The sequence below is a fragment of the Pseudomonas sp. NPDC090755 genome, assembly GCF_044769005.1.
Classification (GTDB): Bacteria; Pseudomonadota; Gammaproteobacteria; order Pseudomonadales; family Pseudomonadaceae; genus Aquipseudomonas.
Genome location: NZ_JBIVXC010000004.1, coordinates 93,995 through 120,803, shown reverse-complemented (window position 1 = coordinate 120,803; position 26,809 = coordinate 93,995). Strand labels below are relative to the sequence as shown.

Below are 26,809 nucleotides of genomic sequence, written 5' to 3'. Positions count from 1 at the left end.
CATTAACAGTCTTGATGCGGGTGCCGGCGACGACACGATCCTGGTCTACCAGAGTCACACCAACACCGTCACCACGGTTGTTGGTGGTAGCGGACGTGATACCTACAGTTTGCAGAACTTCTCCATCGGCCAACTGCGGGTCAGCGACTTCGCTGCTGGCGCCAACGGCGACATCCTCAATATCAATCAGTTGCTGCTGGCGAGCGTCGGCTACAGCGGCGGCAATCCGTTCGACCCGGCGCTGGGCTACCTGCGTCTGGTGCAGCAGGGCGCCGACACGCTGCTGCAGTGGGACAGCGATGGCGCGGGTGCCGTCACGAACGATTGGCAGACCGTCATCACCCTGCAGAACATCAACGCGGCGGCACTGACCCTCGACAATTTCTCGCCTGCCGCGCCACCGGATGGCAGTTCATTGGGGCTGACGCTCAACGGTACGCCGAACGATGACGTACTCAACGGCAGCGTGGTCGACGATGCGCTCTATGGTCTGGCAGGCAGCGATACGCTGAACGGTTTCGGTGGCAATGACCTGCTCGACGGTGGCAGTGGTTATGACGCTCTCTTTGGTGGCCAAGGGAACGATACCTTGCTGGCGGGCAATGACGCCGATGGCAGCTTTCTTCGTGGGGATGATGGCAATGACAGCCTGACCGGTAGCGACGGTGGGGACAATTTGCTCGGTGGCCGGGGCAACGACACACTCATTGGCGGTAACGGCAATGACGGTCTGTACGGCGAGGCGGGCAGCGATCTGCTGCAGGGCGGTGACGGCAATGATTACCTGGAGGAATTCGACAACAGCGGTCAGATAAGCAATAACAGTCTTGATGCCGGTGCCGGCGATGACACGATCCTGGTCTACCAGAGCCACACCGACTCCGTTACCACGGTTGTTGGCGGTAGCGGACGCGATACCTACAGTTTGCAGAACTTCTCCATCGGCCAGCTGCTGGTCAGCGACTTTGTTGCTGGCCCCAACGGCGACATCCTCAATATCAATCAGTTGCTGTTGGCGAGCAGCGGCTATAGCAGTGGCAATCCGTTCGACCCGGCGCTGGGCTACCTGCGTCTGGTGCAGCAGGGCGCAAACACGCTGCTGCAGTGGGACAGCGATGGCGCGGGTGCCGTCACGAACGACTGGCAGACCGTCATTACCCTGCAGAATACCAACGCGGCGTCACTGACCCTCGACAACTTCTCTCCTGCTGCATTGCCAGTAGTCAGCTCACCGGGCCTGACACTGAACGGTACGCCCGATGCCGATGTGCTCAACGGCAGCCTGGTTGATGATGCAATCTATGGTCTGGCCGGGGACGATACGCTGAACGGCCTTGGCGGCAACGATCAGCTCGATGGGGGGGCGGGCAGCGACAGCGCTCGTTACAGCGCAGGCATGAACCAGTACACCTTCACCTTCGACCCGCATGGTTATCTGGCGGTCGAGGCCGGTGCCGGAAGTGGTGAGGCCGGGCGAGACCAGCTCACGACCCTCGAACAACTGCGCTTTACCGACGGGACGATCGGGGTCGAGGGCTCGGCCGGTGGAGAGACGTTGGTCAATACCGTCACAGCCGGTTCCCAGTCAAGCCCGAGCGTGACGGCGCTGGCCGACGGTGGCTATGTGGTGTGTTGGATGTCCTTTGGCCAGGAGGGCAGCAACTGGGTCAGCTACATGCAACGCTACGATGCGAGTGGCGTTGCTGTGGGTGGCGAAGTACGGGTCAACAACACCACAGACGGTCAGATGGATCCGGTGATCAGCGCGCTCAACGATGGCGGCTATGTGGTGATCTGGACCGCCAACGATCAAGGGGGCGGCCGGGATGTGTACGGGCAGCGCTACGATGCTGGCGGTGCAGCGGTGGGCGGCGAGGTACGGGTCAACAGCACCACCGTTGACAGTCAGTTCAGCCCGGTGATCGGCGCGCTCAGCGATGGCGGTTATGTGGTGAGCTGGATTTCCTACGGCCAGGACGGTGGCCGTCATGGCATCTACGCGCAGCGCTACGATGCCAGCGGTGCAGCGGTGGGTGGCGAGGTACAGGTCAACACGTTCACCGCGAATGATCAGTTCAACCCGAGCGTGGCGGGGTTGGCCGATGGCGGCTATGTAGTGAGCTGGGGTTCCTACGATCAGGACGGCAGCGGCGAAGGTGTGTACGCACAGCGCTACGATGCCAGCGGCGCAGCGGTGGGCGGCGAAGTGCGAGTCAACACCGTTACCGCGAATAATCAGTCCAGTCCGAGCGTGACGGGGTTGGCCGATGGCGGCTATGTAGTGAGCTGGCTTTCCAACAGTCCGACCGGCATCTTCTGGGACATCTATGCGCAGCGCTACGACGCCAGCGGGGCGACAGTGGGCGGCGAGGTGCGCGTCAACACGTTCACCGCAGGTAATCAGACCTTCCAGAGTGTGGTGGCGCTGGCCGACGGCGGCTTTGTGCTGAGCTGGCAATCGGAAAACCAGGACGGCGCCTTTACCGGCGTGTATGCGCAGCGTTACGACGCCAGCGGTGCAGCGGTAGGTGGCGAAGTGCGGGTCAATACGACCCTTTATGGCATGCAGCAGGAGCCGACGATCGACGCCCTCAGCGACGGCGGTTATGTGGTGAGCTGGATGTCCAGTCATAACCAGGACGGGAGCGAGTGGGGCATCTACACGCAGCGCTTTGATGCCAGCGGCCAAGCGGTCGCCAATACGCTGACGCTCAGGGGGGATGCCGGCGATAACCTGATCCGCTTGGGCAGCGCTGATGAGCGCATTGTCGCCGGCGCTGGCAACGACACCGTGTTCGGTGGGGAAGGCCACGACACGGCGCTGTACCAAGGTAACCAGCGCGACTTTGCCTTTGCTGTGCAGGGGCTGGTCCAGGTCGGTGTCAATGATCTGAATGCGGCCGATGGCAACGAGGGCAGCGATTCCCTGCACGATGTCGAAACACTGCTGTTTGGTGATGGCGTGCAGCTGCAGGCCATACGCGGTGAAGTGCTGGTCAACAGCACGACGGCTGATGGCCAAATGGACCCTTTGATCGTCAAGTTGATGGGTGGCGGTTATGTAGTGAGCTGGATGAGCTTGGGCCAGAGCAGCAACAGCTCCTTCGACATCTACAGCCAGCGCTTCAACGCCAGCGGTGCGCCGGTGGGTGATGAAGTGCGGGTCAACAGCACGACCGCCAACGCTCAGCAGCAACAGGTAATTGGCGCGCTGAGTGATGGCGGTTATGTGGTGAGTTGGACCTCCAGCGGCCAGGACGGTAGCGGTCTTGGTATCTACGCACAGCGCTACGATGCCAGCGGTGTGGCGGTGGGCGGTGAGGTGCGGGTCAACACCGTCACCGCGAATAATCAGTACAGCCCGAGTGTGGCGGGGTTGGCCGATGGCCGCTATGTGGTGAGTTGGGTGTCCGAAGGTCAGGACGGCAGCGGCACGGGTATCTATGCGCAGTTCTACAATGCCGGTGGCGTAGCGGTGGGGGGGGAGGTGCAGGTCAACAGCACGAGCCTCGGCAATCAGACGGAACCGACTATTGGCGCGCTGAATGACGGCGGCTATGTGGTGAACTGGATGTTCGTTGGCCTGGACGGTTCCACGGGCATCTATGCGCAGCGCTACGACGCCATCGGCGCAGCGGTAGGAGGCGAAGTGCTGCTCAGCAGCACATCGCCCGGTTCCCAGAGCCATCCGGTAGTCGCAGGGTTGAGCAACAACGGCTATGTGGTGAGTTGGATGTCCTACGGCCAGGACGGCAGCGATTCCGGTATCTATGCGCAGCATTACGATGTCAATGGCACAGCGGTAGGGAGTGCGTTTCGGGTCAACAGCACGACGCTCGGTAATCAGAGCGCTCAGGAAATCGCTGTGCTGAATGACGGCGACTATGTGGTGACCTGGATGTCCAATGACCAGGACGGCAGCAGTTGGGGCATCTACGCGCAACGCTTCGACGTCAGCGGCACGGCAGTGGGGGGTGAAGTGCGGGTCAACAGTACGACCCAGGACGTTCAGATGCACCCGACGATTGGCGCGCTCGATGATGGCGGCTATGTAGTGGGTTGGACATCCTTCGACCTGGGCGGTAGCGGGCTGAATATCTACAGCCAACGCTACGACGCCAACGGCAACCCCGTCGTCGACCACCTCGAATGGACCGGCGACGCGACCGCCAACCTGATCCGCAGCACCCTTGAAACCGATTGGTTCAACGGCGGCGCCGGCGCCGATACCTTCCAGTTCGCCCAGTTGCCGGGCGATCGTGCCGACGTGATCCGCGACTTCACCCAGGGCAGCGACACCGTGGCGCTCAACAGCGGACTGTTCAACCTGCAGGGCCAGACCATCGCCCAGACCCTGGCCAACGTCAGCGGCGATCAGCAGGAAGTGGCGGGCGCGCACCTGGTGTTCAACCAGGATGACCACACGCTTTATTACGATGCCGACGGCGCCGCCAATGACAACGCGGTCGCAGTGGTCACCCTGGCTGGTGTGACTAGCCTTGCGGCGAGTGACGTGCAGCTGTTCACCTAGGGCGTCGGAGGTTGCAGGACCGTCCCGTCCTCAACCCCCGATCAACCGGGCAAAGAGGGTGATCAGTTGTGCCTGGCGGGTGGTGCCGGTTTTGCGAAACAGTGCACGCAGTTGGGTCTTCACGGTATTGATGGAGACGTTCAGGCGCGTGGCGCAGCATTCCAGTGTCAGTCCCTGGGCCAGTAGTTCGGCCAGCCGATGTTCGGCCGGGCTCAACTGGAAAAGCTCGGCCAGCAATGGGCTGGGCAAGCGATTCTCCAGCAGTGCCAGCAGCACCAGGGGCTTGTTGAAGTGAGGGTTGCAGTCTGCCTCAGCGGGAACGGGGGTGACCAGCAATGCTTGCGCTTCGCTGGTATCCAGGCGCAGCCAGCCGGCCTGGCGCTTGCCATTTTTGCCCGCGGCTCGCCGGATGAGTTTGCGCAGGTGGGAATCCTGGGTCGTGCTGTGCAGGCGGGCGAACCTTTCAAACAGCGGTGAACCACTCAGGCTCATGTGCCGCGCAGCCTGATTGCCGTGCAGCACCTGGCCCTCGTCATCGAGCAGCCACAGCGGCGTGGTGTGATGGTCCAGCAGCAGGTCGCGCTTGGCCAGGTCCTGTTCCAGGCCGTTGATCCTGGCCGAGACTTTCACCGCCTTGAGCAAGTGCGGGGTGATTCGCTCCAGCAGTGCATAGTGCCGGGCCGAAGGTGAGGGCGCACCGACCTGGTGAAGTACCGTCAGGTAGATGCCGGAGTCGGCCTGCTCATCGAGCCGGACGCTGGCGACATGATGAAGGCCGTAGGGCGTGTGGCTGTGCTGATCCTGCACGGCCTGTTCGCTACCGAAGTCGATGAGCGCCTTGTGCCAGTAGCCCAAGGTGTGGGAGCCACTGAATTCAAGCCCCGGGGTCGGTTGCCAATGCGGGCCGTTCACTCCTGCTGGGGCGGCCAGGTTAATGGCCATTACGGCCTGGGCGTCGCTCTGGTGATGACGGACATGGAACAAGAACACCTTCTGATGACCGCTGGTCTCGACCAGTCGCTCCAGCAACCTCTGCCAACTGGTGGTGTCCAGCGCGCACTCATAGCACAGGTCAACGAGTTCGTCGTACAGCCGCTTTTTGCGTACTTGAGTCACCATGCTGAGGCTGCCTGTTGCCTTGAGGGAATACCTTGTACCAATGATGGCGTATTGCTTTATGTATGGTTCAACGGCAGCTGCTGTGCAATGCCGGTGGTCGGGATGGGGATAGAGGCAGGCGTTGGTGATGCGTGCATTGCAGGTTCGACAAATTGCACGTGCCGTCTTTCGACTTACAGATGATCTGGAAGCAGATCATAAATCTTTCACTGTTTTTCAGGTCCTGGTTGATGCTGCCAACGGGTGTGGATTCTGAATTGTCCAGCTGGCGCGTGTGCTACGCTCGTATTCAATGAGGCAGCATAACTTAAGCGAAACTGAAGAAGGGATCGGAGGCCCAAAATGGTGATGACCCACACTCCACTCAGAGCTGTCTTCTTCGACGTCGATGGCGTACTGCTCGATTCGCTTCCACAGCACCTTCGCTTTTGCGCTGACAAGGCCCGCCAGTATGGCCTCAACGACTTGCGCATTCCCAACGAGGCCGAGTTCAAGCGTATGATCGGTGACGGCGTTAGCGTCAGTCCGATGCTGAATTTTTTCTTGTCCGTAGGGTTCCCTGAAACACTTGCCATAAGAGGCACGCGCGAGTACGAAAGGGAGTTCATGCCAGCTTATCGCCCATCCCAGTTCCCCGGAGTCCATGAGACGATTCGGAGATTGTACGATGCCGGATTTTCCCTTGGACTTGTAACCTCCAACACCAGAGCCAATGTCGAGCCTGGACTGTCGGACGTCATTCAGTACTTCGACGCTCGATGCCTTTTTTACTTCGATGAACAGCCGATCGAAAAAGGCAAAAGTGCATGTTTATTACATGGCGCAAAACTATTGGGGCTCGAGCCGAAACAATGCTTTTACGTTGGAGACCAGCCCGCCGATCAAACCGCCGCTCGGTCTGCCGGTTATCGTTTTCTTGGCGTATCGTATGGATGGGGTTTCTCGCCTAATGGCAAGGAACTGACCACTGCTGATCGTGTGTCCGACATCGCCGATCTGCTCCTTTAACGCACACCAGGGTCTAAGGTGAGCGTCAGTCAAGAGGCGAGAGGGCTAAACAATGCCTTTATCGAAACGCGAGAAGACGCCCACTGACATTGATAAAATGCGCTTTGATTACGCGTGGAAGTGGTTTAGTTTCCATGCAGAACAGCGCACCAAGATGTTTAACTACATGCTGGTCGGATTGAGTATCTTGGCCAGCGGAGTCGTCAGTACGTTCAACGTTGGAAACTACGTGCTTGCGGGCATCATCTGCTTAGTTGCCGTCATGCTGGCTGCCGCATTCCTGATTCTTGATTGTCGTAATCGTCTACTCTATGAAGTCGCGCAAGATGTAATGATTGATGCGGAAGGAGAGTATTTATTTGGTGAAAACGTCTCATATCGTACAAAAGGAGGAAAGTCAGTATTTTTTGGAATAGCGCAACGCCTTCACTCGCGAGCGCCAAATAAATATGACTCTATTAGTGTCAATGAAGAGCATGGCTGGCCGGGAGTATGGGGCGATATAAAAAAAGGCAGGCATAAATGGTGGCTGCCATTCATAATTGTAATATTCATATTTCTTTTTTTGGCGGCCGGCCTCTTTTCTGTCGTGCAGTTGATAAGTTGTGGCGAAAAATACGATGCTTCAGGAAAGGAAACACCATATTGTTACCGACCCGCCGAAGGGAGGGACGCTATTACAATTTTTTTTGGATCTACATCATCCAACGGGCTACCTGCGCACACGAAGTCATCGCCAGCCGAAATCACTGAGGCGGCTCCATCAGGCGTCTATGGAATGCCTGACAGGAACGCTGTTTTCTGGCTTGAGGTATTCAGCGGTCTTGCCATTGTGGCGCTCGGCGGATTTCTCCTTTACCGGGAACATAAAACCGTAGGGAGCATTCTTGTCGTGCTGGGGGCTGCGACAACGAGCCTTCTACCGCATCTGTCAATCCCTATCAACTTCAATTCAAATTTCGAAGCGAAGATCGCAGATAGCGTCGAGGCCAGGCTCGCGGAGAAGATCGAGGGCGAAGTGAGTTTTGAAAAGCGAATCAGTAACCCCGGCCCATTTCAGGCCAACATGCTGTCTTCGGTAAAATTCAGTGGGTTTGGCCAAGGTGTTGAATCATTCAATTGTGCCGAGAACACGAACAAGGAAAAGATAGCGCACGTCAACAGTGCAATCGATGACGCGCAAAAGCGGGGATTGCAGTCTGTTGTTTTCCTGGTCGGGAGCACCGACCGTAAACCGTTGTCTCGCAGACTTCGAGAAAGATTTGAGTCAAACAGCGGCCTTGCCCGTGCGCGGGTGGATGCGGTCAAACGCTGTCTGGATGTTGGTGTTGCACCAGGGCGTCCAGAATCCCCGAACGCTCCTGAGATAGTTCCCTTGGTGACCGGCCCTTCTTACGTTCCTGACGTCCCCGACGCCGATGGTATCGGGGATCAGATGATGGCCGAAGATCGAAGCGTCAGAGTCTTTGTTCTAGCGTTTCCTGTCCACGAAAAACCCGCTTTGCATTAGAGCGACGTGGCGACCCACACACTTGAGCTCGACACCTTCTTGTCATTGACCTCGATCACGCCTGTGGCGCCCTCTGTGCCGGGTGGCATGGCGCTCCTGGACGTTGACGTCTTCCATTCGCAATTGTGGAAGCGCAGTGATCGTTCTGGATGAACGCGATCGATTGCAACTGTACAGCCCAGGGTCCCGTCCTGCCGCTTTTCACCCTTCACATGCGATAACCCGTGATTATTCCATCTGATGAAATGATTTTTCAGGTGTCATTTTGCCTGTTGATGTACCATGTAAATACATAGTACGTACCACAATATGAAATAGTAGGAGCAACCATGGCCCGGGGCGGTATCAACAAGGCGGTAGTGCAGAAAGCGCGGCAGGCGCTGCTGGCCCGCGGTATCCACCCGAGCATCGATGCAGTACGTATCGAACTGGGCAATACCGGCTCGAAAACCACTATCCATCGCTACCTCAAGGAGCTGGATGCAAGCCAGCCTGCCGCTGCGCCAGAGGGCGTAAAGCTCACCGACGCGCTGGGGCACCTGGTGGCGCAACTGGCACAGCAGTTGAAAGAGGAGGGCGAAGAGGAGGTCGCCGCGGCGCGACAGGTATTCGAGGCGCAGCTGCAAACCCTCCAGGCGCAGCTTACGATCAGCCAGCAGGCCCTGGCGGCTGCGCAACAGCAGTTGCAGATCCAGGCCGCGGCGTTGGCCCAGGCGTCAGAGCAACTGGCGACTACCCGCAGCACCTTGCAGACCGAGCAAACCCGCAACGCCACCCTCAACCAGGCGGTGGGCGAGTTGAACCTGCGCCTGGCCGACAAGGATGAGCAGATCGCTTCGCTGGAAGAAAAACACCAGCATGCCCGCGACGCCCTGGAGCACTACCGCAATGCCAGCCGCGAACAGCGCGATCAGGAGCAGCGTCGTCATGAAGGGCAGGTGCAACAGTTGCAGGTTGAAGTGCGGCAGATGCAGCAGACCCTGATCGTCAAGCAGGACGAGCTGACCCGCCTGAACCGCGACAACGAAGGCCTGCTGGTGCAGATCCGCACGCTCAAGGACGAAAAGCGCACGCTCAAGACCCAGGGCGACCGACGTCAGGCGCAGATCCAGGGGCTGGAAGTGGACCTTGCGCAATTGACCGGCTCGCGCACCGAGCTTGAAAAGCAGAACCAGAACCTGGCCCTGAGCCTGGCCGAACGGGTGACCGAGTTGCGCCAGCAACTGCAACTGATCGGCAAGCTGGAGGCGCAACTGCGCCAAGCCGAGAAGGCCGCTGCGCAGGCTCAGGACAACGGCTGAAACTCAAGGCGCATGGCGCACCGGCCGCTCAGGCCGTGAGCCTGTTCAGCCGCCAGTTGCCGTTGCAGGAAATCACCGAGCTGGTGCTCGCCCAATGCCTCGAACCCTAGCCGCGCATAGAAGGGCGCATTCCACGGCACCGTGGCGAAGGTGGTCAGGGTCAGGCCGGCATAACCCTGTTCGCGCGCCCAGTCGCCGACCCGCTGGATCAGCTGTCGGCCCAGCCCCTGGCCTTGCTGCGCCCGATGCACCGACAGCTCGACGATGTGCCAATGCTCGCCGCAGTCCTGGCCGCAGATAAACCCCCAGGGCCGATCCTGCTCATCGACCACCAGCCACTCCCAACCCTGGGCAATGTACGTCTGGTGCTGCCGGGCACTCAGCCCGCTGTCGCGGGCGATCCACTCAAGGCCCGGGCAGGCGAGGAAGGCTTGTGCGGCAGACTGCTCGATTGCCGGGAGCCGTTCGGCATCGTCGGGGCGGGCAGGGCGCAAGGTGAAGGTCATGGCAGGTATCCGGGTCGAAAATCGAGGCTATTGAAGGCGCCCCTGGCAGGGTTCGTCAAGCGCCGGCCCAGGCGCCAGGGCCTTTTCCCGACCCCCAAGTTTTTTACTCTGTAGCAACCACAAAAATCATAATTTCGCGCTTTCCCGCCTTTGCACAGAATGCGGCCTACACCCACCCACGGCTTCCAGCGTGGGCAAACTCAGTAGGGCGCAGAGATGACAATCAACAAGACAGAAATAGACACGCTCGTCGTTGGCGCCGGTCAAGCCGGTGTGGCCATGAGCGAACACCTGAGCCGACTCGGCGTGCCGCACCTGGTGCTGGAACGCAACCGTATTGCCGAGGCCTGGCGCACCGGACGCTGGGATTCGCTGGTCGCCAACGGCCCGGCTTGGCATGACCGCTTCCCGGGGTTGGAGTTCGACGGCCTCGATCCCGATGCCTTCGCCGCCAAGGACCAGGTTGCCGAGTACTTCGAAGCCTATGCGCGCAAATTCAACGCGCCGATCCGTACCGGTGTGGAAGTGCGCAACGTGGTGCGCAACAGCGAGCGCCCGGGCTTTACCGTCGAAACCAGCGACGGCGTGATCGAAGCCCGTCAGGTGGTGGTCGCCACCGGCCCGTTCCAGCGCCCGGTGATCCCGCCGATCGCCCCGCAGGACGACCGGGTACTGCAGATCCACTCGGCCCAGTACCGCAACCCGCAGCAGATGCCCGAAGGCGCCGTGCTGGTGGTGGGCGCAGGCTCTTCCGGCGTGCAGATCGCCGATGAACTGCAACGCGCCGGCAAAAAAGTCTACCTCTCGGTCGGCGCCCATGACCGTCCGCCACGGGCCTACCGCAACCGCGATTTCTGCTGGTGGCTGGGGGTGCTGGGCGAGTGGGACGCTGAAACCATGCAACCGGGCAAGGAGCACGTGACCATCGCCGTCAGCGGTGCCCGTGGCGGCCACACCGTCGATTTTCGCAAGCTCGCCCACCAGGGCATGACCCTGGTCGGCCTGACCCAGTCGTTCGACAACGGCGTGGTGCGCTTTGCCGATAACCTGGCCGAGAACATCGCCCGCGGCGACGAGAACTACCTGGCGCTGCTCGATTCCGCCGATGCCTATATCGAGCGCAACGGCCTGGACCTGCCGCTGGAGCCTGAAGCACGGATCATGCTGCCGGACCCGCAGTGCCTGACCCAGCCGCTCCTCGAACTGGACCTGGCCAAGGCTGGCATCACCTCGATCATCTGGGCCACCGGCTACTCGGTCGACTACAGCTGGCTCAAGGTCGATGCCTTCAAGGACAACGGCAAGCCCAAGCACCAGCGCGGCGTGTCGAGCGAACCGGGCATCTACTTCGTCGGCCTGCCCTGGCTGTCACGCCGCGGCTCGGCCTTTATCTGGGGTGTCTGGCACGACGCCAAGCACATCGCCGACCACATCGTGAAGCAGCGTACCTACTTCAACTACCGCGACGCCTCGCAACGCCAGGCCGAGCGCAACACCACCGAATCGCACCTTCAAGCCGCCAGCCTCATGGGAGCCCGCTGATGCCTACTCATACCCGTATCCGCATGTTCAACACCAAAGACACCTACCCGAACCAGTCGCTGGACAACGACCTGTGCCAGGCGGTCCGCGCCGGCAACACCGTGTATGTGCGTGGCCAGGTCGGCACCGATTTCAATGGCCAGCTGGTGGGCCTGGGTGATCCACGGGCGCAGGCCGAGCAAGCCATGCGCAACGTCAAGCAACTGCTCGAAGAGGCCGGCAGCGACCTGAGCCATGTCGTCAAGACCACCACCTACCTGATCGACCCGCGCTACCGCGAACCGGTGTACCAGGAGGTCGGCAAGTGGCTCAAGGGCGTGTTCCCGATTTCCACCGGGTTGGTGGTCAGCGCCCTGGGCCAGCCGCAGTGGCTGATGGAAATCGACGTGATTGCGGTCATCCCCGAATAAGGAGTGTGCCATGACCTTTTCCATCGTCGGCCGCTGTGCTGAAACCGGCCAGTTGGGTATCGCCATCAGTTCATCGAGCATCGCTGTCGGTGCCCGCTGCCCTTGGCTGCGTAGCGGGGTAGGGGCGGTGTCGAGCCAGAACATCACCCTGCCGGCCCTTGGGCCGCAGGTGCTCGATGGCCTGGGCGAAGGCCTGGCGCCGCACCAGGCGCTGGACCATGCCCTGACCCGCAACGGCTACAGCCAGTACCGCCAGGTGGCAGTGGTCGATGCCCAGGGGCGCACCGCGGTGTTCAGCGGCAACCACGCCCTGGGCGTGCACAACGCGCTGGCCGGTGAGCAATGCGTAGCCGCCGGCAACTTGCTGGCCAGCAGCGCGGTGATCGAGCGCATGGTCGAGGCCTTCGAAAACAGTGAAGGCTGCCTGGCAGAACGCCTGCTCACGTCATTGCAAGCCGGGCAAGACGCCGGCGGTGAGGCGGGCGCGGTGCACTCGGCGGCGCTGTCGGTGGTCGGCGATCTGGTCTGGCCGATCGTCGACCTGCGGGTGGACTGGGCCGACGAGAACCCCATCGGCGAACTGGGCAAGCTCTGGCAGGCCTATGAACCGCAGCTGCAGGACTACCTGACCCGCGCCCTCAATCCGACCCTGGCGCCCAGCTACGGAGTGCCGGGCGATGAGTGAGCTGCGCAGCCGCGCCCTGCTGGCCAGGCTCATCGGCTTTGCCACGGTCAGCCGTGACTCGAACCTTGAGCTGATCGAGTTCGTGCGCGACTACCTGCAAGGCCACGGGGTCAGCTGCGAGTTGATCTACAACGCCGAGCGCAGCAAGGCCAACCTGCTGGCCAGCATTGGTCCGGCGGTGGCCGGTGGGGTGGTGCTGTCGGGCCACACCGATGTAGTGCCCGTGGATGGCCAGGCCTGGACGGTCGAGCCGTTCGTGATGAGTGAGCGCGACGGCAAGCTGTTCGGCCGTGGCGCGGCCGACATGAAAGGCTACCTGGCCTCGGTGCTGGCCGCCGTGCCGATGTTCGTGCAGCGCCCGCTGCGCCGGCCGGTGCACCTGGCCTTCTCCTATGACGAGGAAGTCGGTTGCCTGGGCGTGCGCAGCCTGCTTGAAGTGTTGCCGCAACGCATCGAGAGGCCTGCGCTGTGCCTGATCGGTGAGCCCACCGAGCTCAAGCCGGTGCTCGGCCACAAGGGCAAGCTGGCCATGCGTTGCCATGTGCACGGCGCGCCGTGCCATTCGGCCTACGCCCCTTACGGGGTCAATGCCATCGAGCAGGCGGCGCGGTTGATCGGTCGCCTCGGCGAGATCGGCGAGCGCCTGGCAGCACCGGAACACCACGACCCACGCTTCGACCCGGCGTATTCCACAGTGCAGGTCGGGGTGATCCAGGGCGGCACTGCCTTGAACATTGTTCCAGAGAACTGCCGTTTCGACTTCGAGGTCCGCGCCTTGCCGGCCTTCGAACCCCAGGCGGTGCTGGACGAGCTGCACAGCTACGCCGAACAGACCCTGCTGCCGGCCATGCGCGCGGTCAAGGCCGACACCTCGATCAGCTTCGAACCACTGTCGGCCTACCCGGGCCTGGCCACGGCACCGCAAAGCGAAGCGGCGCAGCTGGTGGCGCGGCTGTGCGGCAGCGACGCCTTCAGCACCGTGGCCTTTGGCACTGAAGGCGGATTGTTCGACCAGGCCGGGATCCCGGCCGTGGTCTGCGGCCCCGGCAGCATGGACCAGGGGCACAAACCGGATGAATTCGTCAGCGTCGCGCAAATGGCTGCGTGCGACCGCCTGATGGACCGGTTGGCCGAGTACCTCTGCAACGATTAATAACAATAAGGAGTCAGCGGTGAAGGATTTCAATGACTGGACACGCCTTGCCCAACAGCAACGGTTGATCGACACGGCCTTTATCGAAGGCGAGCCTTGCCAGGCGCAGAACGGCGCTCGGCTGGACGTTGTCAACCCGGCCACCCAGCAGGTACTGGCCCAGGTGAGCGCCTGCGGCCCGGTCGATGTCGACCGGGCGGTGAGCAGTGCGCGCCGGGCGTTCGAGCAAGGCCCGTGGGCGAAGATGGCACCCGGTGAGCGCAAGGCGGTGTTGTTGCGCCTGTCGCAACTGATGCTGGCCCACCGCGACGAACTGGCCTTGCTCGATTCACTTAGCATGGGCAAGCCGGTCATGGACGCCTGGACCATCGACGTGCCGGGTGCCGCCCATGTGTTTGCCTGGTACGGCGAAAGCCTCGACAAGCTGTATGACCAGGTGGCGCCGACTGCGCGCAATGCCCTGGCGACCATCACCCGCGAACCGCTGGGGGTGATCGGCGCCGTGGTGCCGTGGAACTTCCCGCTGGACATGGCCGCCTGGAAGCTGGCCCCGGCCCTGGCCGCCGGCAACAGCGTGGTGCTCAAGCCGGCCGAGCAGTCGCCGTTCTCGGCCCTGCGCCTGGCCGAACTGGCACTGGAAGCGGGCATCCCGGCCGGCGTGCTCAACGTCGTGCCAGGCCTGGGCGAGGAGGCCGGGCGCGCCCTGGGCCTGCACATGGATGTCGATGCCCTGGTGTTCACCGGCTCCACCGAGGTCGGCAAGTACTTCATGCAGTACGCCGCGCAGTCCAACCTCAAGCAGGTCTGGCTGGAATGCGGCGGCAAGAGCCCGAACCTGGTGTTCGCCGACTGCCAGGACCTGGACCTGGCGGCAGAGAAGGCCGCCTTCGGCATCTTCTTCAACCAGGGCGAAGTCTGCTCGGCCAACTCGCGCTTGCTGGTGCAGCGCTCGATCGCCGATGCGTTCATCGAACGGCTGGTGGCCAAGGCGCGCCAGTGGCAGCCGGGCAACCCGCTGGACCCGGCCAGCCGCGCCGGCGCCATCGTCGATGCTCGCCAGACCGAACGCATCCTGCAGTACATCGAGCAGGCCCGGGCCGAGGGGGCGCAGCTGGTGTGTGGTGGCCGCCAGTTGAACATCGGCGGCTCCGGCAACTTCATCGAGCCGACGATTTTCACCGGCGTGACGGCGGACATGACCCTGGCCCGCGAGGAAGTGTTCGGGCCGGTGCTGGCGGTCAGTGTGTTCGATGACGAGGACCAGGCGGTGACCCTGGCCAACGATCACATCTATGGCCTGGCGGCCTCGGTGTGGACCGATGACCTCAATCGCGCCCACCGCGTGGCGCGGCGCCTCAATGCCGGGACGGTGTCGGTCAACACCGTGGACGCGCTGGATGTGACCGTGCCGTTTGGCGGTGGCAAGCAGTCGGGCTTCGGTCGCGATCTGTCGCTGCATTCGTTCGACAAGTACACGCAGTTGAAGACCACCTGGATTCAGCTGCGCGGTTGAGGGCCCTATCGCCGGCGCTGCCGGCTCCCACGGGACCCCGATCTGTTCTGAAAAAATACAAAAACAAAACGGAGCAACCGATGAACAGCAATGCAAGCGTGTCCGCAGGCGCCCTGGCGCCGCCTGCCAGCAGCAAGAAACTGGGCCTGACCGCGCTCCTGGCCGTGGCCATCGGCCTGGTGGTGTCCCAGGGCGTGATGGTGTTGATGCTGCAAGGCGTCGGCATCGCCGGCCCGGGCTTTCTCGTGCCCCTGGCGCTGGCCTGGCTGCTGGCCCTGAGTTATGCCTGCTCGTTCTCCGAGCTGGCCCTGATGATCCCCCGCGCCGGTAGCCTGAGCAGCTACACGGAAGTGGCCATCGGCCAATTCCCGGCGATCCTGGCCACGTTTTCCGGCTATGTGGTGGTGGCGATGTTCGCCCTGTCGGCGGAGCTGTTGCTGATGGAGTTCATCATCGACAAGGTCTATCCGCACAGCTTGCCGCCCCTGACCGTGGCCCTGGGGGTACTGGCGGTGTTCACCGTGCTCAACCTGTTCAACATCGACATCTTCGCTCGCCTGCAAACGGTACTGGCGGTGGTCATGGTGGTGGTGCTGCTGGTCATGGGCCTGAGCGCGATGAACAGCGATATCGTCTCGCCCAACCCGGGCCTGTTCGAGCTCAGCGGCTGGAACCCGCTGGGGCTCGGGGTGATCGCCCTGACGGCGATGGCGGTGTGGGGCTTCGTCGGCGCCGAGTTCGTCTGCCCGCTGGTGGAGGAAACCCGTCGTCCGCAACGCAACATCCCGGGGTCGATGATGATCGGCCTGACCATCATCTTCGTGATCATCGCCCTGTATTGCCTGGGTGCGCTGCTCACCGTGCCCCAGGCGGAACTGGCCAGCAACGGCCTGCCGCATTACCTGTTCGCCACCACGGTGTTCGGCGAGGCGGGCAAGGTGTTCCTGGTCACCGCGGCGATCACCGCCACCTGCAGCACCCTCAACAGCTCCCTGGCCGCCATCCCGCGCATGCTCCTGGGCATGGCCCGCAATGGCCAGGCCTTCGGCGTGCTCAAGCGCCAGGGCAAGCGCACCGGTGCGCCCTGGGTGGCGGTGCTGTTCGTCTCGGCGATCACCGGCTTGCCGTTGTTGCTGATGCACGACCATCCCGATGCCATCAACCAGCTGCTGCTGGCTGCAGCCCTGGCCTGGTTGCTGGCCTACATCATCACCCACATCAACGTCATCGCCCTGCGCCGACGCTACCCGCAGGTGGCGCGGCCGTTCCGCACACCGTTCTACCCGCTGCCACAGCTGTTCGGCATCGCCGGCATGCTGTTTGCGATCTGGAACGTGTCGCCGAGCCCGGAGATGACCTTTTCGATTTTTGCCTACGCAGGCCTGGTACTGCTGATCGTGTCGATCATTGCCGTGCTGTGGATCAAGTGCGTGATGGGCAAGCCGCTGTTCAAGCCCGAACCCCTGCAGGGTGCCTCGAGCACCGCCAACGATAAAAACCCGCAAGGAGACTCGCAATGACTGCTCAAGTGAAACCCGACCGTAGCACCGGTGACTACCAGGCACTGGATGCCGCGCACCACATCCATGCGTTTCTCGACCAGAAGGCCCTGAACGAAGAAGGTCCGCGGGTGATCGTGCGCGGCGAGGGCCTGGCGCTGTGGGACAACGACGGCAAGCGCTACCTGGACGGCATGTCGGGCCTGTGGTGCACCAACCTCGGCTACGGCCGCAAGGACCTGGCCGCCGCCGCCAGCCGCCAGCTGGAGCAACTGCCGTACTACAACATGTTCTTCCACACCACCCACCCGGCGGTGGTGGAGCTGTCGGAGCTGTTGTTCAGCCTGCTGCCCGACCACTACAGCCACGCGATATACACCAACTCCGGCTCCGAGGCCAACGAGGTGCTGATCCGCACCGTGCGCCGCTACTGGCAGATCCTCGGCAAGCCGCAGAAGAAGATCATGATCGGCCGCTGGAACGGCTACCACGGCTCGACCCTGGGCGCCACGGCGCTGGGCGGGATGAAGTTCATGCACGAGATGGGCGGGGTGATCCCGGACGTTGCGCACATCGACGAGCCTTACTGGTTCGCCCATGAAGGCAACCTGACCCCGGCCGAGTTCGGCCTGCGCGCCGCTCGCCAGCTGGAAGCGAAGATCCTCGAACTGGGCGCCGAGAACGTCGCCGCGTTCGTCGCCGAGCCGTTCCAGGGCGCCGGCGGTATGATCTTCCCGCCAGAGAGCTACTGGCCCGAGATCCAGCGCATCTGCCGCCAGTACGACGTGCTGCTGTGCGCCGACGAGGTGATCGGTGGCTTCGGTCGCACCGGCGAATGGTTCGCCCACCAGCACTTCGGTTTCGAGCCCGACACCCTGTCGATCGCCAAGGGCCTGACCAGCGGCTACATCCCCATGGGCGGACTGATCCTGTCCAAACGCATGGCCCAGGTGCTGGTGGAGCAGGGCGGGGTGTTCGCCCACGGCCTGACCTACTCCGGGCACCCTGTGGCGGCGGCGGTGGCCATTGCCAACCTCAAGGCGCTGCGCGACGAAGGCATTGTCAGCCAGGTCAAGCAGCAGACCGGCCCCTATCTGCAGCGTTGTCTGCGTGAGGTCTTCGACAATCATCCCTTGATTGGTGAAGTCCAGGGTACCGGCCTGGTCGCCGCCTTGCAGTTCGCCGAAGACAAGGCCAGCCGCAAGCGCTTTGCCAACGAGAACGACATGGCCTGGCGCTGCCGCACCATCGGCTTCGAGGAGGGCCTGATCATCCGCTCGACCCTGGGCCGGATGATCATGGCCCCGGCCCTGGTCGCCAGCCACGCCGACATCGACGAACTGGTCGACAAGACCCGTATTGCCGTGGACCGCACCGCCCGCGAATTCGGTCGCCTGTAAGCTCCCGTCCGCCGGCTCGTGCGGGCGAGCCGGCCTTGAAGAGGAACAGATCCATGTCCAGATCCTTGCGTTGCAGCGTTCCCTTTGCCCTGGTCCTGCTGTGTGGCGCCGTACAGGCCGCGCCGCAGAACCTCACCGTCATCTCCTTTGGCGGTGCCACCAAGCAGGCCCAGGACAAGGCCTACTTCCAACCCTTCAATGCCAGCGGCGCAGGACGCGTGGTCGCTGGCGAGTACAACGGCGAGTTGTCGAAGATCAAGGCCATGGTCGATGTCGGCCATACCAGTTGGGACGTGGTCGAAGTCGAGAGCCCCGAGTTGTTGCGCGGCTGCGAGGAAGGCCTGTTCGAGCGCCTGGACCCGGCGCGCTTCGGCGATCCGGCACAGTTCGTGCCGGGCACCTTGAGCGAGTGCGGGGTCGCGACCTACGTGTGGTCGATGGTCATGGCCTACGATCACGGCAAACTGGCCAAGGCGCCGACGTCCTGGGCGGACTTCTGGAACCTGGCCGATTACCCCGGCAAGCGCGGGCTGCGCAAGGGCGCCAAGTACACCCTGGAAATCGCCTTGCTGGCCGACGGGGTCAAGCCCGAAGAACTCTATAAAGTGTTGGCAACCCCGGAAGGGGTGAGTCGGGCCTTTGCCAAGCTGGACCAGATCAAGGGCAATATCCAGTGGTGGGAGGCCGGTGCGCAACCGGCGCAGTGGTTGATTGCCGGTGATGTGGTGATGAGTGCGGCCTATAACGGGCGTATCGCGTCAGCGCAGAAGGAGGGCATGAAGCTGGGTATCGTCTGGCCGCAGAGCCTGTACGACCCTGAGTACTGGGCGGTGGTCAAGGGCACGCCGAACAAGGCGCTGGCTGAAGACTTCATCGCCTTTGCCAGTCAGCCTCAGACCCAGAAGGTGTTCTCCGAGGAGATTCCCTACGGACCGGTGCATCGCCAGGCGCTGGGCTTGTTGCCGGGTGATGTGCAGCAGCAACTGCCGACCGCCGAAGCCAACCTGGCCGATGCGCGGGCGGTGGATGCGGCGTTCTGGGTCGATCATGGCGAGGAGCTGGAGCAACGCTTCAACGCCTGGGCCGCACGCTGACCCCGGGGCTGCTGTGCAGCCATCGCCGGCGCTGCCGGCTCCCACAGGTGTTGTGGGAGCTGGCGAAGCCTGCGATCGACCGCGCAGCGGTCGCCACCCTATTTCAACCAGGCAGCAAACTGCTCCTTGCAATACTCGACGAACAACTGCGCAGGCTTGGTCAGCTGCGCACGTTTCAACCAGCCGGCCACCAGCCCTGAGCCGGTGACCTCCTCGACCAGTTCCACGCTCACCACTTCCTGGCCGTCATAGGTGCAGTTGAGCTGCGGACGGGTCACCAGCAGGGCAAAACCGAAGCCCTGGCCCACCATGCCCCGCACCATCTCGATCGACGGCGAGCTGAAGATGATGTTGGGCGTCAATTGCAGCTCCTCGAAGATACTCACGAAATAGGTCCGGCTCGGCTGCACATCGAGCAGGATCATCGGTTCCAGGGCCAGGTCGCGCAACGACACCTGCGCCTGTCCGGCGAAGCGATGCCCGGCCGGCACCAACGCATAGGGACGTTGCGGCGCCATCAGCGCCTCGGTCTCGATGGTGCTGTCCAGGTCATGATCGTAGAAGATCGCAAGGTCGAAGCGCCCACCGGTCAGGCCTTGCACCAGGTCCTGCTGCTCACCGTCCTGCAGGCGGATCTCGACGCCGGGATATCGCTCACGAAAGCCTGCGATCAGGCGCGGCAGGTAGAGGGGGGCGACGGTCTCGAAGCAGCCGATGTCGATCTGCCCGCAGACCACGTCATTGTCGGCCAGGGCATTCTGTTCGAATTCCCGGGCCATGCGCAGCAGCTCCTGGGCCTTGCGGTAGAAGCGCGCGCCACTGGGCGTCAGCGACACACCCTGGGCGTGATGTCGGATGAACAGCTGCACGCCGAAGCTGTCTTCCAGACCCTTGATCGCCGTTGAAATCGACGGCTGCGCGATGTACAGCTTGCGCGAGGCTTCGGCGACGCTGCCGCACTCCACCGTGGTGACGAAATACTTCAATTGACGCAAGGTATAGGACGCCACAGTGCACCTCTGGCTGATTATTTTGCTACACGATACTCCTTCGCTCGCGATGCCCTGCAGCGGATTTTTCTGGGTACTGGGAATACTTTTGCTGGGTAGCCGTTGATCGCCTCGAAGGCACCGGTAACGGCCTGCCGGCTTCGAAACAGCATGGCCCGCGCTCTGCGGACCGGACACAGGAGAAACCCGCCATGAGCCATCCACGCCCCGAAGACGACCCACTCTATAAAGATCCGTTGAATACACCCCAACGCGAGCATGATCCCGTCACCGACCCCAACGTAAACGGCGACCGGCAACGGCGCGAGCATCCCCAGGACATCGAGCGCCTGCCCGATGCGCCGGACCAGGACACCCGCCTGCCGGCGCCCGACCAGCCAACCCCGTTGTCGGACGAACGCCGCTAGTCCGCCGTCAGCTCCTGCACTTGCCAGCGCACGGAGCTGACGCCTTTCTCCAGGCTGACCCGGCTGACCAGGCGCTCCAGCTGGGTCGGCGCCTGCGGATTGCCGAGCAGTTCGGCGCGAACCTCAAGCTTGGCCGGGTTGGCCAGGTCCTCGCTGTGCAGCGATTGCAGGCGCAGGCCACCGCTGCCGAAACTGTGCAGCATCAGGCTGCGCACCTGGATCTCGTCTTCGGCGCGGCAGGTGATGCGCACCTCGTAACGCTGCTCGGCCTCGTTGGCCGGGAGCACGTCCTGGTGGTTGAGGCGCTGGGCAATGTCGCGCAGCAGGATGTTGGCGCACAGCACCACGCAACTGCCCAATGCCGCCTCCAGCAGCAGGCCCAGGCTGCACAGCACGCCAATGGCGGCGGTGCACCAGAGCGTGGCGGCGGTGTTCAGGCCGCGTACGTTCAAGCCGTCGCGCATGATCACCCCACCACCAAGAAAGCCAATGCCCGACACCACGTAGGCGGCGATCCGCGAGGCATCGGTGGCGGCCATGCCCGGCACGGCCTGGGTCATCAGCACGAACAGGCAGGCGCCGGTGCTGACCAGGGCGTTGGTGCGCAGGCCGGTCAGGCGCTGGCGCAGTTGACGTTCGGCGCCGATCAGGGCGCCCAGCAGGAGCGCGACGGCAACGCGCAGGAGAAATACTTTCCAATCCATGACAAACCTCTTATCCGCGGCGCAGGCCGCTACGGCACCTTGGGGTGCGGGTATGAAAAATGGATTGCGAGCAGGGAAGGGGAATGACGCCTCGAAAGAGGCACCACTGTCCGCCGGATACGGCGAAGCAGAGGCAGTGAGTCTGCCGGACTAGCGCGCCGTATGAACCTGTCGCAATCGACCAGGGCTACTGTCCAATGCAGGACTCCTTTGTGGGCATGCAAAAATGCGGGCGGGAAACTAACGTTCAAAGGCAGCAGGGTCAAGGGTAAATTCATGACAATTGCCTCATGATCACCCGGGTTCGCCACTGTTCCATCGGTGCAACGCTCTAGTGTGACCACGCCGCTACCGCCGGCCCACCGTTGTGGCTAAGGTTGTAGTCACGCCAGCGCGAGGGGGCGGCATGCAGCCACTGATCAATTACTTCAAGATGCTACTGCACCCGGGGCCGGAGACCTTTCGTTTCGCCCTGCGCACCGTCATCGCCTGTCTGTTGACCCTGTACCTGGCCTTCATCTTCGACCTCGACCAGCCGAAATGGTCGATCATGGCGGTGTTCATCATCAGCCTGCCCCTGGGCGGCATGACCCTGCAGCGCAGTTTCGGCCAGGTGGTAGGCACCACCGTGGGGGCGGCGGTGGGGGTGCTGATCATGGCGCTGTTCCCGCAGGCGCCGTTGCCATTCATGGTCACCCTGGCGTTATGGCTGGCCCTGTGCACGGCGGGTGGCACCTTGCTGCGCTATACCAGCTCCCATGCCTTTGTGCTCAGCGGCTTCACCGCGGTGGTGGTGGCCATGCTGGCGATCCCCGAGCAGGACAACACCCTGATGCTGGCCATCACCCGGGTTACCGAAACCCTGCTGGCGGTCGCTTGTGTCTGTGTGGTCAGCCTGCTCGGCGCCCGGCCCCAGGCGGTTGCCACGGGCTATTTCGCCAAGGTCGACCACCTGATCAAGCTGATGGCCGGCCATGCGGCAGCGGCCATACGCGGTGAAGAAAGCACCGCGCAGTTCAGTCAACGGCAGATGCAGATTCTCGGGGAAATCAGCGCCCTGGAAGGCTTGCGTCGGCACCTGTACTTCGATGCGCCGCACCTGCGCGGCGCCAACGGCCTGGTGCAGTTGCTGGGCAACCAGCTGGTGCTGCTCACTTCGCGCCTGACGGTGCTGCGCAATCAGAAGCGGATGATCGCCGAACGCTGGCAGGGCGCCTATCCCGACTTCATCCAGCAGTTGCTCGACGACGAACTGGCGTTTCTCGACCAGTTGGCCGAGCAGGGCAGGGCCATGCCGGCCAGCACCAGGAAGCATTTCAGTGCCTTGCAGCGGCGTTTCGACCAGGCGGCCCTGCAGGCCGAACAGTTTGCCCACGACATGCCGGCCACCCTGCGCTCCCTGGCCTGGGCGCTGCGCTGGGAGCAGGCGCGGCTGCTGGAACAACTGAGCGACATGCTCGAACTCAGTGATGCTATCCAGGAAGGCCGCGCCGGTGACTGCCTGTACCGTCAGCCACTGATCAACCCGCTGCACCTGGATTTTCGCCTGGCGGCCATGAACGCCAGCCGCGCGTTCATCGGCTTGATCGTCGCCGGTTTGATCTGGATCGAGACCGCCTGGGACGGGGCCCGGGCAGGGGTGATCCTGGTCGGTATCCTCTGTTCGCTGATGGCGACCTTTCCGCGCCCATTGATGGCGGCGCAGAACTACATGCGCGGCCTGGGCCTGGCACTGGTGGTATCGGCGCTGTACCAGTTCTGGCTGATTCCCCAGGTGGTGGATTTCGAGATGCTGGCCTTGCTGCTGGTGCCTTTTCTGTATGTGGTGGCGGTGGGACTGTCCAGCCCCATGACCGCGGGCATCGGCATGGGCCTGGGATTGTCGAGCTTTTTGCTGTTCGGACCGCAGAACATCGGCGCCTGGCAGAACACCGCGATCCAATGGTTCGAGTTCGCCGGGGCCTATGTCTGTGGCGGCGTGCTGTCGCTGCTGGTGTACGCCTGGCTGTTCCCGTTCAACCCGCAATTGCGCATCGAGCGGCTGTTTCGCGAGACCCGTGAGCAGGTCTATGCCTTGCTCAAGGGACCGGCCTCGGATGAGCGCCAGTTCGCCTTCGAGAGCCGCATGGTCGACCGCCTGACCCTGATTCTCGGCCTGCTGCCCGCTGCACAGGATGCCCGTTCGCACGCGCTGTTCGAAGTCAACCTGGCGTGCATGTCCCTGGGGGTAGCGTTGCGTCAGTTGCAGGAACAAGGCCGGGCCAACCGCCTGGTGGCAGACAGTACCCGCGAGCGGCTGGAGCAGGTGTTGCGCAATACCGGGCGTTATGTGGCCGGGCGTACCCAGGTTCAACTGCCTGCCTTGCTCGATACCCTGCAAGCGCTGGGAGAAGAACTCGACGCCCTGCATGGCGAACGGTTCGCCGCACCAGCCGAGCAGTTGCGCTCGCTGTTTCGCATTCGTGTGGCGTTGCTGGTGATCGCCGGTTTCCTGCGTCACTACAGCATCTACCTTGACGCCGCTGGCGAAGGAGAACCCGCCCTTGCCCATTGATTTCGAGTTCGGTGGCGTCTACCTGCCGCCGATCGCCCAGGCTCTGCTGCTGGCCCTGCCGTTGCTGTTCGTGCTGCTGTGGCTACTGCAGCGCCTTGGCGTGATGCAGCGGGTGTGGCACCCGGCGCTGTTCGAGGGGGCGCTGTACACCTGCCTCTGCGCCTTGATCATCTTGTTCATGGGGAGTTGAAGCGGTGAAGAAACTTGCGGCCCAGGCATCGACCCTGGCATTCGTGGTACTGGCGCTGGTGCTGGGTTGGTACGCCTGGGAGCATTACACCCGCGCCCCCTGGACTCGTGATGCGCGAGTCCGCGCCGATGTGGTGACCTTGTCGGCTGATGTTTCGGGCCGTATCACCGAATTGCGGGTGGAGGATAACCAGCACGTCAACAAGGGTGACCTGCTGCTGGTGATCGACCCGGCGCGCTACACCCTGGCGGTGGAACATGCCCGCCGGGCCGTGGAGGTGGCCCGGGCCAGCGAGGGCCTGGCGCAGGCGCAGATCGTTTCCAGCCAGGCCTTGCTCAAGCAGCGCCAGAGCGAGGAGCAACGCCGGCGCACGCTCAAGCAGGGCTTTGCCATCTCTGGCGAAGAATGGGAAAAGTCCAGCACCGATGTCGCCGTGGCCCAGGCCGAGCTGATGCGCGGCCAGTCGGACCTGACCCTGGCCCTGGCCAACAGCCAGCTGGCGGTCGCGGCCCTGACCCAGGCCGAGCTGGACCTTGAGCGTACACGCATCCACGCGCCGGTCAGCGGCTACGTGACCAACCTGCTGACCCGTCAGGGCGACTACGCCAGCAGCGGCGTGGCGCTGCTGGCACTGGTCGACAGCAGCTCGTTCCATGTCAGCGGCTACTTCGAGGAAACCAAGCTGCCGCGCATTCATATCGGCAGCCCGGTGCACATCGCCCTGATGAGCGGCGAGACGTTCGAAGGCAAGGTGCAGAGCATCGCCTACGCCATCACCGACCGCGAGAACGCACCGGGCAGCCGCCTGCTGGCCAACGTCAATCCCAGCTACACCTGGGTAAAACTGGCCCAGCGAGTGCCGGTGCGCATCGAGATCGACCCGGGGTATGCCGGCAAGGACACCCTGCGCGCCGGTACCACGGCCACGGTGACCGTGCGCGAATAAGGGCAAGATGGTAGGCTTTTCGCCGTTTTTGCCAACCCACGCGAACGTCGCCCCATGATCCTCAACGCTGCTGTCTTTTTCTGCACCCTGGTGGCCATGGAAGGCGTCGGCTACCTGGCACATCGCTACATCATGCATGGCTGGGGCTGGTTCCTGCATCGCTCGCACCACGAGCCGCACCTGGGGGCGTTGGAAACCAATGATGTGTACCTGGCGGCCCTGGCCCTGATCGCCTTTGCCCTGGTGGCCTTGGGCCGGGCCGGGCATGCGCCGTTGCAGTGGGTCGGGGCTGGCGTGGCAGCGTTCGGGGTGATCTACGTCATCGTCCATGACGGTATCGTCCACCGGCACTGGCCGTTCAAGCCAAGGCCGCGCAATCGTTACCTCAAGCGCCTGTACAAGGCGCATTTGCTCCATCATGCGTTGAAGGGGCGGGACAACAGCGTGTCGTTCGGATTTCTCTATGCGCCGCCGATGCATCGGCTCAAGCGCCAGCTGCGCGCCCGCCGGGCTTCTGTAGCCGCTGCCGCCAGGCTGCGATCGGCCGCGAAGCGGTCGTAGGGGTGTACGAGTTGCGACTGCTTTGCAGTCGATCGCAGCCTGACGGCAGCGGCTACAGGGATTTCGTACAAGATTGTCCGGCGCTCTGGGCGTAGGCTTAAGGGATTCCTCATCTGGAGTTTGCCCATGAGTCTGCATATCGAAACGCCGCTGTTGGCCTCCCGACCGCTGAGCCTGGCCAGCGGCCTGGATGTCTGGCTCAAGCTTGACGCCTTGCAGCCCTCCGGCTCGTTCAAGCTGCGCGGTATCGGCGCGGCGTGTGAAGCCTATGCCAGGCAGGGCAAGCGCCGGTTCGTGTCGTCTTCGGGCGGCAATGCCGGTATCGCCGTGGCCTATGCCGGCCGCTGCCTGGGCCTGGCGGTCACTGTCGTGGTACCGCAAACCACCACCGAACGGGCCCGGCAGCTGATACGCCAGGAACAGGCCGAAGTAATCGTCCATGGCAAGGCCTGGCACGAAGCCAATGCCCTGGCGCTGTCGTTGATGGGGGAGGATGACGCCTACATTCATCCATTCGATGACCCGCTGCTCTGGACCGGTCACGCGACGATGATCGATGAAGTCGCCACCACCGGCTTCAAGCCAGATGCCGTTGTGCTGTCCGTGGGAGGAGGAGGGCTGTTTTCCGGTGTCTGTGAGGGCCTTGAGCGTAACGGTTGGGGCCAGGTGCCGGTGTTCGCGGTAGAAACCGCAGGCGCCGCATCACTGGCCGCCGCCATGCGCGAAAAGCAGCTGGTCGCGCTCGACAGCGTCAACACCGTGGCAACCTCCCTGGCCGCCCGCCAGGTGTGCCAGCGGGCCTTCGACTGGAGCCAGCAGCGACCGGTGTACAGCCATGTGGTCAGCGACCAGGCAGCGCTGGACGCTTGTGAACGTTTCCTCTCGGATCACCGCTTGCTGGTGGAGCCGGCGTGTGGCGCGGCCCTGGCCTTGGGCTATGCCGCCAGCGCCGAGCTCAAGCGCTACGACAAGGTGTTGATGGTGGTGTGTGGCGGCGTCACGGCGAGCATCGACCAGATCCGCCAATGGCGCGCAGCCTGATAGGCCCCGGCATTTTCGCGGCCGATCGCAGCCTGGCGGCAGCTCCCACAGATACCTTGCAATCGCTGTGGGAGCTGGCGAAGCCTGCGATCGACTGCGCAGCAGTCGCAATCCAGCTGCGGGGC

Annotated in this window: 22 protein-coding genes; 18 read left to right on the top strand and 4 right to left on the bottom strand. The window is 62.9% G+C overall.

Translation table 11 applies throughout. The features are described 5' to 3' along the window. Window positions 1–4,531 (top strand): type I secretion C-terminal target domain-containing protein (locus ACIQUS_RS08915; protein WP_403045646.1); only part of this gene is annotated, 4,531 nt, incomplete at its 5' end. A 30-nt stretch (window positions 4,532–4,561) separates the two neighbouring features. On the opposite strand, the gene ACIQUS_RS08910 is transcribed toward ACIQUS_RS08915, so the two are convergent. Next, a complete protein-coding gene (locus ACIQUS_RS08910) occupies window positions 4,562–5,650 on the bottom strand; it encodes a helix-turn-helix transcriptional regulator (RefSeq protein ID WP_403045644.1) in 1,089 nt (362 codons plus the stop codon). Window positions 5,651–5,992: 342 nt separating this feature from the next. On the opposite strand from ACIQUS_RS08910, the gene ACIQUS_RS08905 reads away from it, so the two are divergent. From ACIQUS_RS08905 to ACIQUS_RS08895, 3 genes are all read left to right on the top strand, one after another. Then, window positions 5,993–6,658, top strand: coding sequence for an HAD family hydrolase (locus ACIQUS_RS08905; RefSeq protein ID WP_403045641.1), 666 nt, complete (start codon window positions 5,993–5,995; stop codon window positions 6,656–6,658). Window positions 6,659–6,710: 52 nt separating this feature from the next. After that, the gene (locus tag ACIQUS_RS08900; protein ID WP_403045639.1) at window positions 6,711–8,168 is read left to right on the top strand and encodes a hypothetical protein; all 1,458 of its coding nucleotides are present in this window, start codon (window positions 6,711–6,713) and stop codon (window positions 8,166–8,168) included. Window positions 8,169–8,497: 329 nt separating this feature from the next. Then, the gene (locus tag ACIQUS_RS08895; protein ID WP_403045636.1) at window positions 8,498–9,469 is read left to right on the top strand and encodes a DNA-binding protein; all 972 of its coding nucleotides are present in this window, start codon (window positions 8,498–8,500) and stop codon (window positions 9,467–9,469) included. Here ACIQUS_RS08895 and ACIQUS_RS08890 read toward each other — a convergent pair. After that, a complete protein-coding gene (locus ACIQUS_RS08890; RefSeq protein WP_403045634.1) occupies window positions 9,454–9,975 on the bottom strand; it encodes a GNAT family N-acetyltransferase in 522 nt (173 codons plus the stop codon). The genes ACIQUS_RS08895 and ACIQUS_RS08890 overlap by 16 nt on opposite strands. A gap of 216 nt (window positions 9,976–10,191) precedes the next feature. Here ACIQUS_RS08890 and ACIQUS_RS08885 point away from each other — a divergent pair, with 216 nt between their 5' ends. The 8 genes from ACIQUS_RS08885 to ACIQUS_RS08850 all read left to right on the top strand — a co-directional run bounded on the left by ACIQUS_RS08885 (window position 10,192) and on the right by ACIQUS_RS08850 (window position 19,271). Then, complete coding sequence (locus ACIQUS_RS08885) at window positions 10,192–11,517, top strand: flavin-containing monooxygenase (RefSeq protein WP_403045632.1); 1,326 nt, start codon at window positions 10,192–10,194, stop codon at window positions 11,515–11,517. Further along, window positions 11,517–11,927, top strand: a complete 411-nt coding sequence (locus ACIQUS_RS08880; protein ID WP_403045630.1) for a RidA family protein — start codon at window positions 11,517–11,519, stop codon at window positions 11,925–11,927. The genes ACIQUS_RS08885 and ACIQUS_RS08880 overlap by 1 nt, the downstream gene beginning before the upstream one ends. Window positions 11,928–11,937: 10 nt before the next feature. Then, entirely contained in the window at window positions 11,938–12,612 is a 675-nt protein-coding gene (locus ACIQUS_RS08875) for a DUF1028 domain-containing protein (protein WP_403045627.1), read from the top strand. Beyond that, window positions 12,605–13,765: an acetylornithine deacetylase gene (gene argE, locus ACIQUS_RS08870; RefSeq protein ID WP_403045624.1), complete on the top strand. Its 1,161-nt coding sequence runs from the start codon at window positions 12,605–12,607 to the stop codon at window positions 13,763–13,765. Before ACIQUS_RS08875 ends, argE begins: the two co-directional genes overlap by 8 nt. A 19-nt stretch (window positions 13,766–13,784) precedes the next feature. Continuing rightward, window positions 13,785–15,278, top strand: coding sequence for an aldehyde dehydrogenase (locus tag ACIQUS_RS08865; protein WP_403045622.1), 1,494 nt, complete (start codon window positions 13,785–13,787; stop codon window positions 15,276–15,278). A gap of 80 nt (window positions 15,279–15,358) precedes the next feature. Continuing rightward, on the top strand, window positions 15,359–16,798 hold the full coding sequence (locus tag ACIQUS_RS08860) for an APC family permease (RefSeq protein WP_403045620.1): 1,440 nt from the start codon (window positions 15,359–15,361) through the stop codon (window positions 16,796–16,798). Continuing rightward, entirely contained in the window at window positions 16,795–18,177 is a 1,383-nt protein-coding gene (locus tag ACIQUS_RS08855) for an aspartate aminotransferase family protein (protein ID WP_403045618.1), read from the top strand. The genes ACIQUS_RS08860 and ACIQUS_RS08855 overlap by 4 nt, the downstream gene beginning before the upstream one ends. Window positions 18,178–18,230: 53 nt before the next feature. Beyond that, window positions 18,231–19,271: an ABC transporter substrate-binding protein gene (locus ACIQUS_RS08850; protein ID WP_403045615.1), complete on the top strand. Its 1,041-nt coding sequence runs from the start codon at window positions 18,231–18,233 to the stop codon at window positions 19,269–19,271. Window positions 19,272–19,369: 98 nt separating this feature from the next. On the opposite strand, the gene ACIQUS_RS08845 is transcribed toward ACIQUS_RS08850, so the two are convergent. After that, window positions 19,370–20,281 carry a LysR family transcriptional regulator gene (locus ACIQUS_RS08845; RefSeq protein WP_403045612.1) on the bottom strand — a complete coding sequence of 304 codons (912 nt, stop codon included), beginning with the start codon at window positions 20,279–20,281 and terminating at the stop codon, window positions 19,370–19,372. Window positions 20,282–20,472: 191 nt separating this feature from the next. Here ACIQUS_RS08845 and ACIQUS_RS08840 point away from each other — a divergent pair, with 191 nt between their 5' ends. Further along, on the top strand, window positions 20,473–20,688 hold the full coding sequence (locus tag ACIQUS_RS08840; RefSeq protein ID WP_403045609.1) for a hypothetical protein: 216 nt from the start codon (window positions 20,473–20,475) through the stop codon (window positions 20,686–20,688). Here the strand turns inward: ACIQUS_RS08840 and ACIQUS_RS08835 are convergent. Then, window positions 20,685–21,392 (bottom strand): MgtC/SapB family protein, encoded by a 708-nt coding sequence (locus ACIQUS_RS08835; protein WP_403045607.1) that lies wholly within the window; start codon window positions 21,390–21,392, stop codon window positions 20,685–20,687. The genes ACIQUS_RS08840 and ACIQUS_RS08835 overlap by 4 nt on opposite strands. A gap of 406 nt (window positions 21,393–21,798) precedes the next feature. Here ACIQUS_RS08835 and ACIQUS_RS08830 point away from each other — a divergent pair, with 406 nt between their 5' ends. The 5 genes from ACIQUS_RS08830 to ACIQUS_RS08810 all read left to right on the top strand — a co-directional run bounded on the left by ACIQUS_RS08830 (window position 21,799) and on the right by ACIQUS_RS08810 (window position 26,684). Beyond that, the gene (locus ACIQUS_RS08830; RefSeq protein ID WP_403045605.1) at window positions 21,799–23,946 is read left to right on the top strand and encodes an FUSC family protein; all 2,148 of its coding nucleotides are present in this window, start codon (window positions 21,799–21,801) and stop codon (window positions 23,944–23,946) included. Continuing rightward, entirely contained in the window at window positions 23,936–24,136 is a 201-nt protein-coding gene (locus ACIQUS_RS08825; RefSeq protein WP_403045602.1) for a DUF1656 domain-containing protein, read from the top strand. Before ACIQUS_RS08830 ends, ACIQUS_RS08825 begins: the two co-directional genes overlap by 11 nt. A gap of 4 nt (window positions 24,137–24,140) precedes the next feature. Continuing rightward, window positions 24,141–25,082 carry an efflux RND transporter periplasmic adaptor subunit gene (locus ACIQUS_RS08820; protein ID WP_403045600.1) on the top strand — a complete coding sequence of 314 codons (942 nt, stop codon included), beginning with the start codon at window positions 24,141–24,143 and terminating at the stop codon, window positions 25,080–25,082. Window positions 25,083–25,136: 54 nt separating this feature from the next. Then, the gene (locus ACIQUS_RS08815; protein ID WP_403045597.1) at window positions 25,137–25,643 is read left to right on the top strand and encodes a sterol desaturase family protein; all 507 of its coding nucleotides are present in this window, start codon (window positions 25,137–25,139) and stop codon (window positions 25,641–25,643) included. A gap of 126 nt (window positions 25,644–25,769) precedes the next feature. Further along, window positions 25,770–26,684 carry a pyridoxal-phosphate dependent enzyme gene (locus ACIQUS_RS08810; RefSeq protein ID WP_403045594.1) on the top strand — a complete coding sequence of 305 codons (915 nt, stop codon included), beginning with the start codon at window positions 25,770–25,772 and terminating at the stop codon, window positions 26,682–26,684. The last annotated feature ends 125 nt before the right edge of the window (window positions 26,685–26,809 follow it).

Excerpts from the sequence above, each read along its gene's own strand:
- ACIQUS_RS08910 (WP_403045644.1), bottom strand. The coding sequence starts at position 5,650 with ATGGTGACTCAAGTACGCAAAAAGCGGCTGTACGACGAACTCGTTGAC.
- ACIQUS_RS08905 (WP_403045641.1), top strand. The coding sequence starts at position 5,993 with ATGGTGATGACCCACACTCCACTCAGAGCTGTCTTCTTCGACGTCGAT.
- ACIQUS_RS08900 (WP_403045639.1), top strand. The coding sequence starts at position 6,711 with ATGCCTTTATCGAAACGCGAGAAGACGCCCACTGACATTGATAAAATG.
- ACIQUS_RS08895 (WP_403045636.1), top strand. The coding sequence starts at position 8,498 with ATGGCCCGGGGCGGTATCAACAAGGCGGTAGTGCAGAAAGCGCGGCAG.
- ACIQUS_RS08890 (WP_403045634.1), bottom strand. The coding sequence starts at position 9,975 with ATGACCTTCACCTTGCGCCCTGCCCGCCCCGACGATGCCGAACGGCTC.
- ACIQUS_RS08885 (WP_403045632.1), top strand. The coding sequence starts at position 10,192 with ATGACAATCAACAAGACAGAAATAGACACGCTCGTCGTTGGCGCCGGT.
- ACIQUS_RS08880 (WP_403045630.1), top strand. The coding sequence starts at position 11,517 with ATGCCTACTCATACCCGTATCCGCATGTTCAACACCAAAGACACCTAC.
- ACIQUS_RS08875 (WP_403045627.1), top strand. The coding sequence starts at position 11,938 with ATGACCTTTTCCATCGTCGGCCGCTGTGCTGAAACCGGCCAGTTGGGT.
- argE (WP_403045624.1), top strand. The coding sequence starts at position 12,605 with ATGAGTGAGCTGCGCAGCCGCGCCCTGCTGGCCAGGCTCATCGGCTTT.
- ACIQUS_RS08860 (WP_403045620.1), top strand. The coding sequence starts at position 15,359 with ATGAACAGCAATGCAAGCGTGTCCGCAGGCGCCCTGGCGCCGCCTGCC.
- ACIQUS_RS08855 (WP_403045618.1), top strand. The coding sequence starts at position 16,795 with ATGACTGCTCAAGTGAAACCCGACCGTAGCACCGGTGACTACCAGGCA.
- ACIQUS_RS08850 (WP_403045615.1), top strand. The coding sequence starts at position 18,231 with ATGTCCAGATCCTTGCGTTGCAGCGTTCCCTTTGCCCTGGTCCTGCTG.
- ACIQUS_RS08840 (WP_403045609.1), top strand. The coding sequence starts at position 20,473 with ATGAGCCATCCACGCCCCGAAGACGACCCACTCTATAAAGATCCGTTG.
- ACIQUS_RS08835 (WP_403045607.1), bottom strand. The coding sequence starts at position 21,392 with ATGGATTGGAAAGTATTTCTCCTGCGCGTTGCCGTCGCGCTCCTGCTG.
- ACIQUS_RS08830 (WP_403045605.1), top strand. The coding sequence starts at position 21,799 with ATGCAGCCACTGATCAATTACTTCAAGATGCTACTGCACCCGGGGCCG.
- ACIQUS_RS08815 (WP_403045597.1), top strand. The coding sequence starts at position 25,137 with ATGATCCTCAACGCTGCTGTCTTTTTCTGCACCCTGGTGGCCATGGAA.
- ACIQUS_RS08810 (WP_403045594.1), top strand. The coding sequence starts at position 25,770 with ATGAGTCTGCATATCGAAACGCCGCTGTTGGCCTCCCGACCGCTGAGC.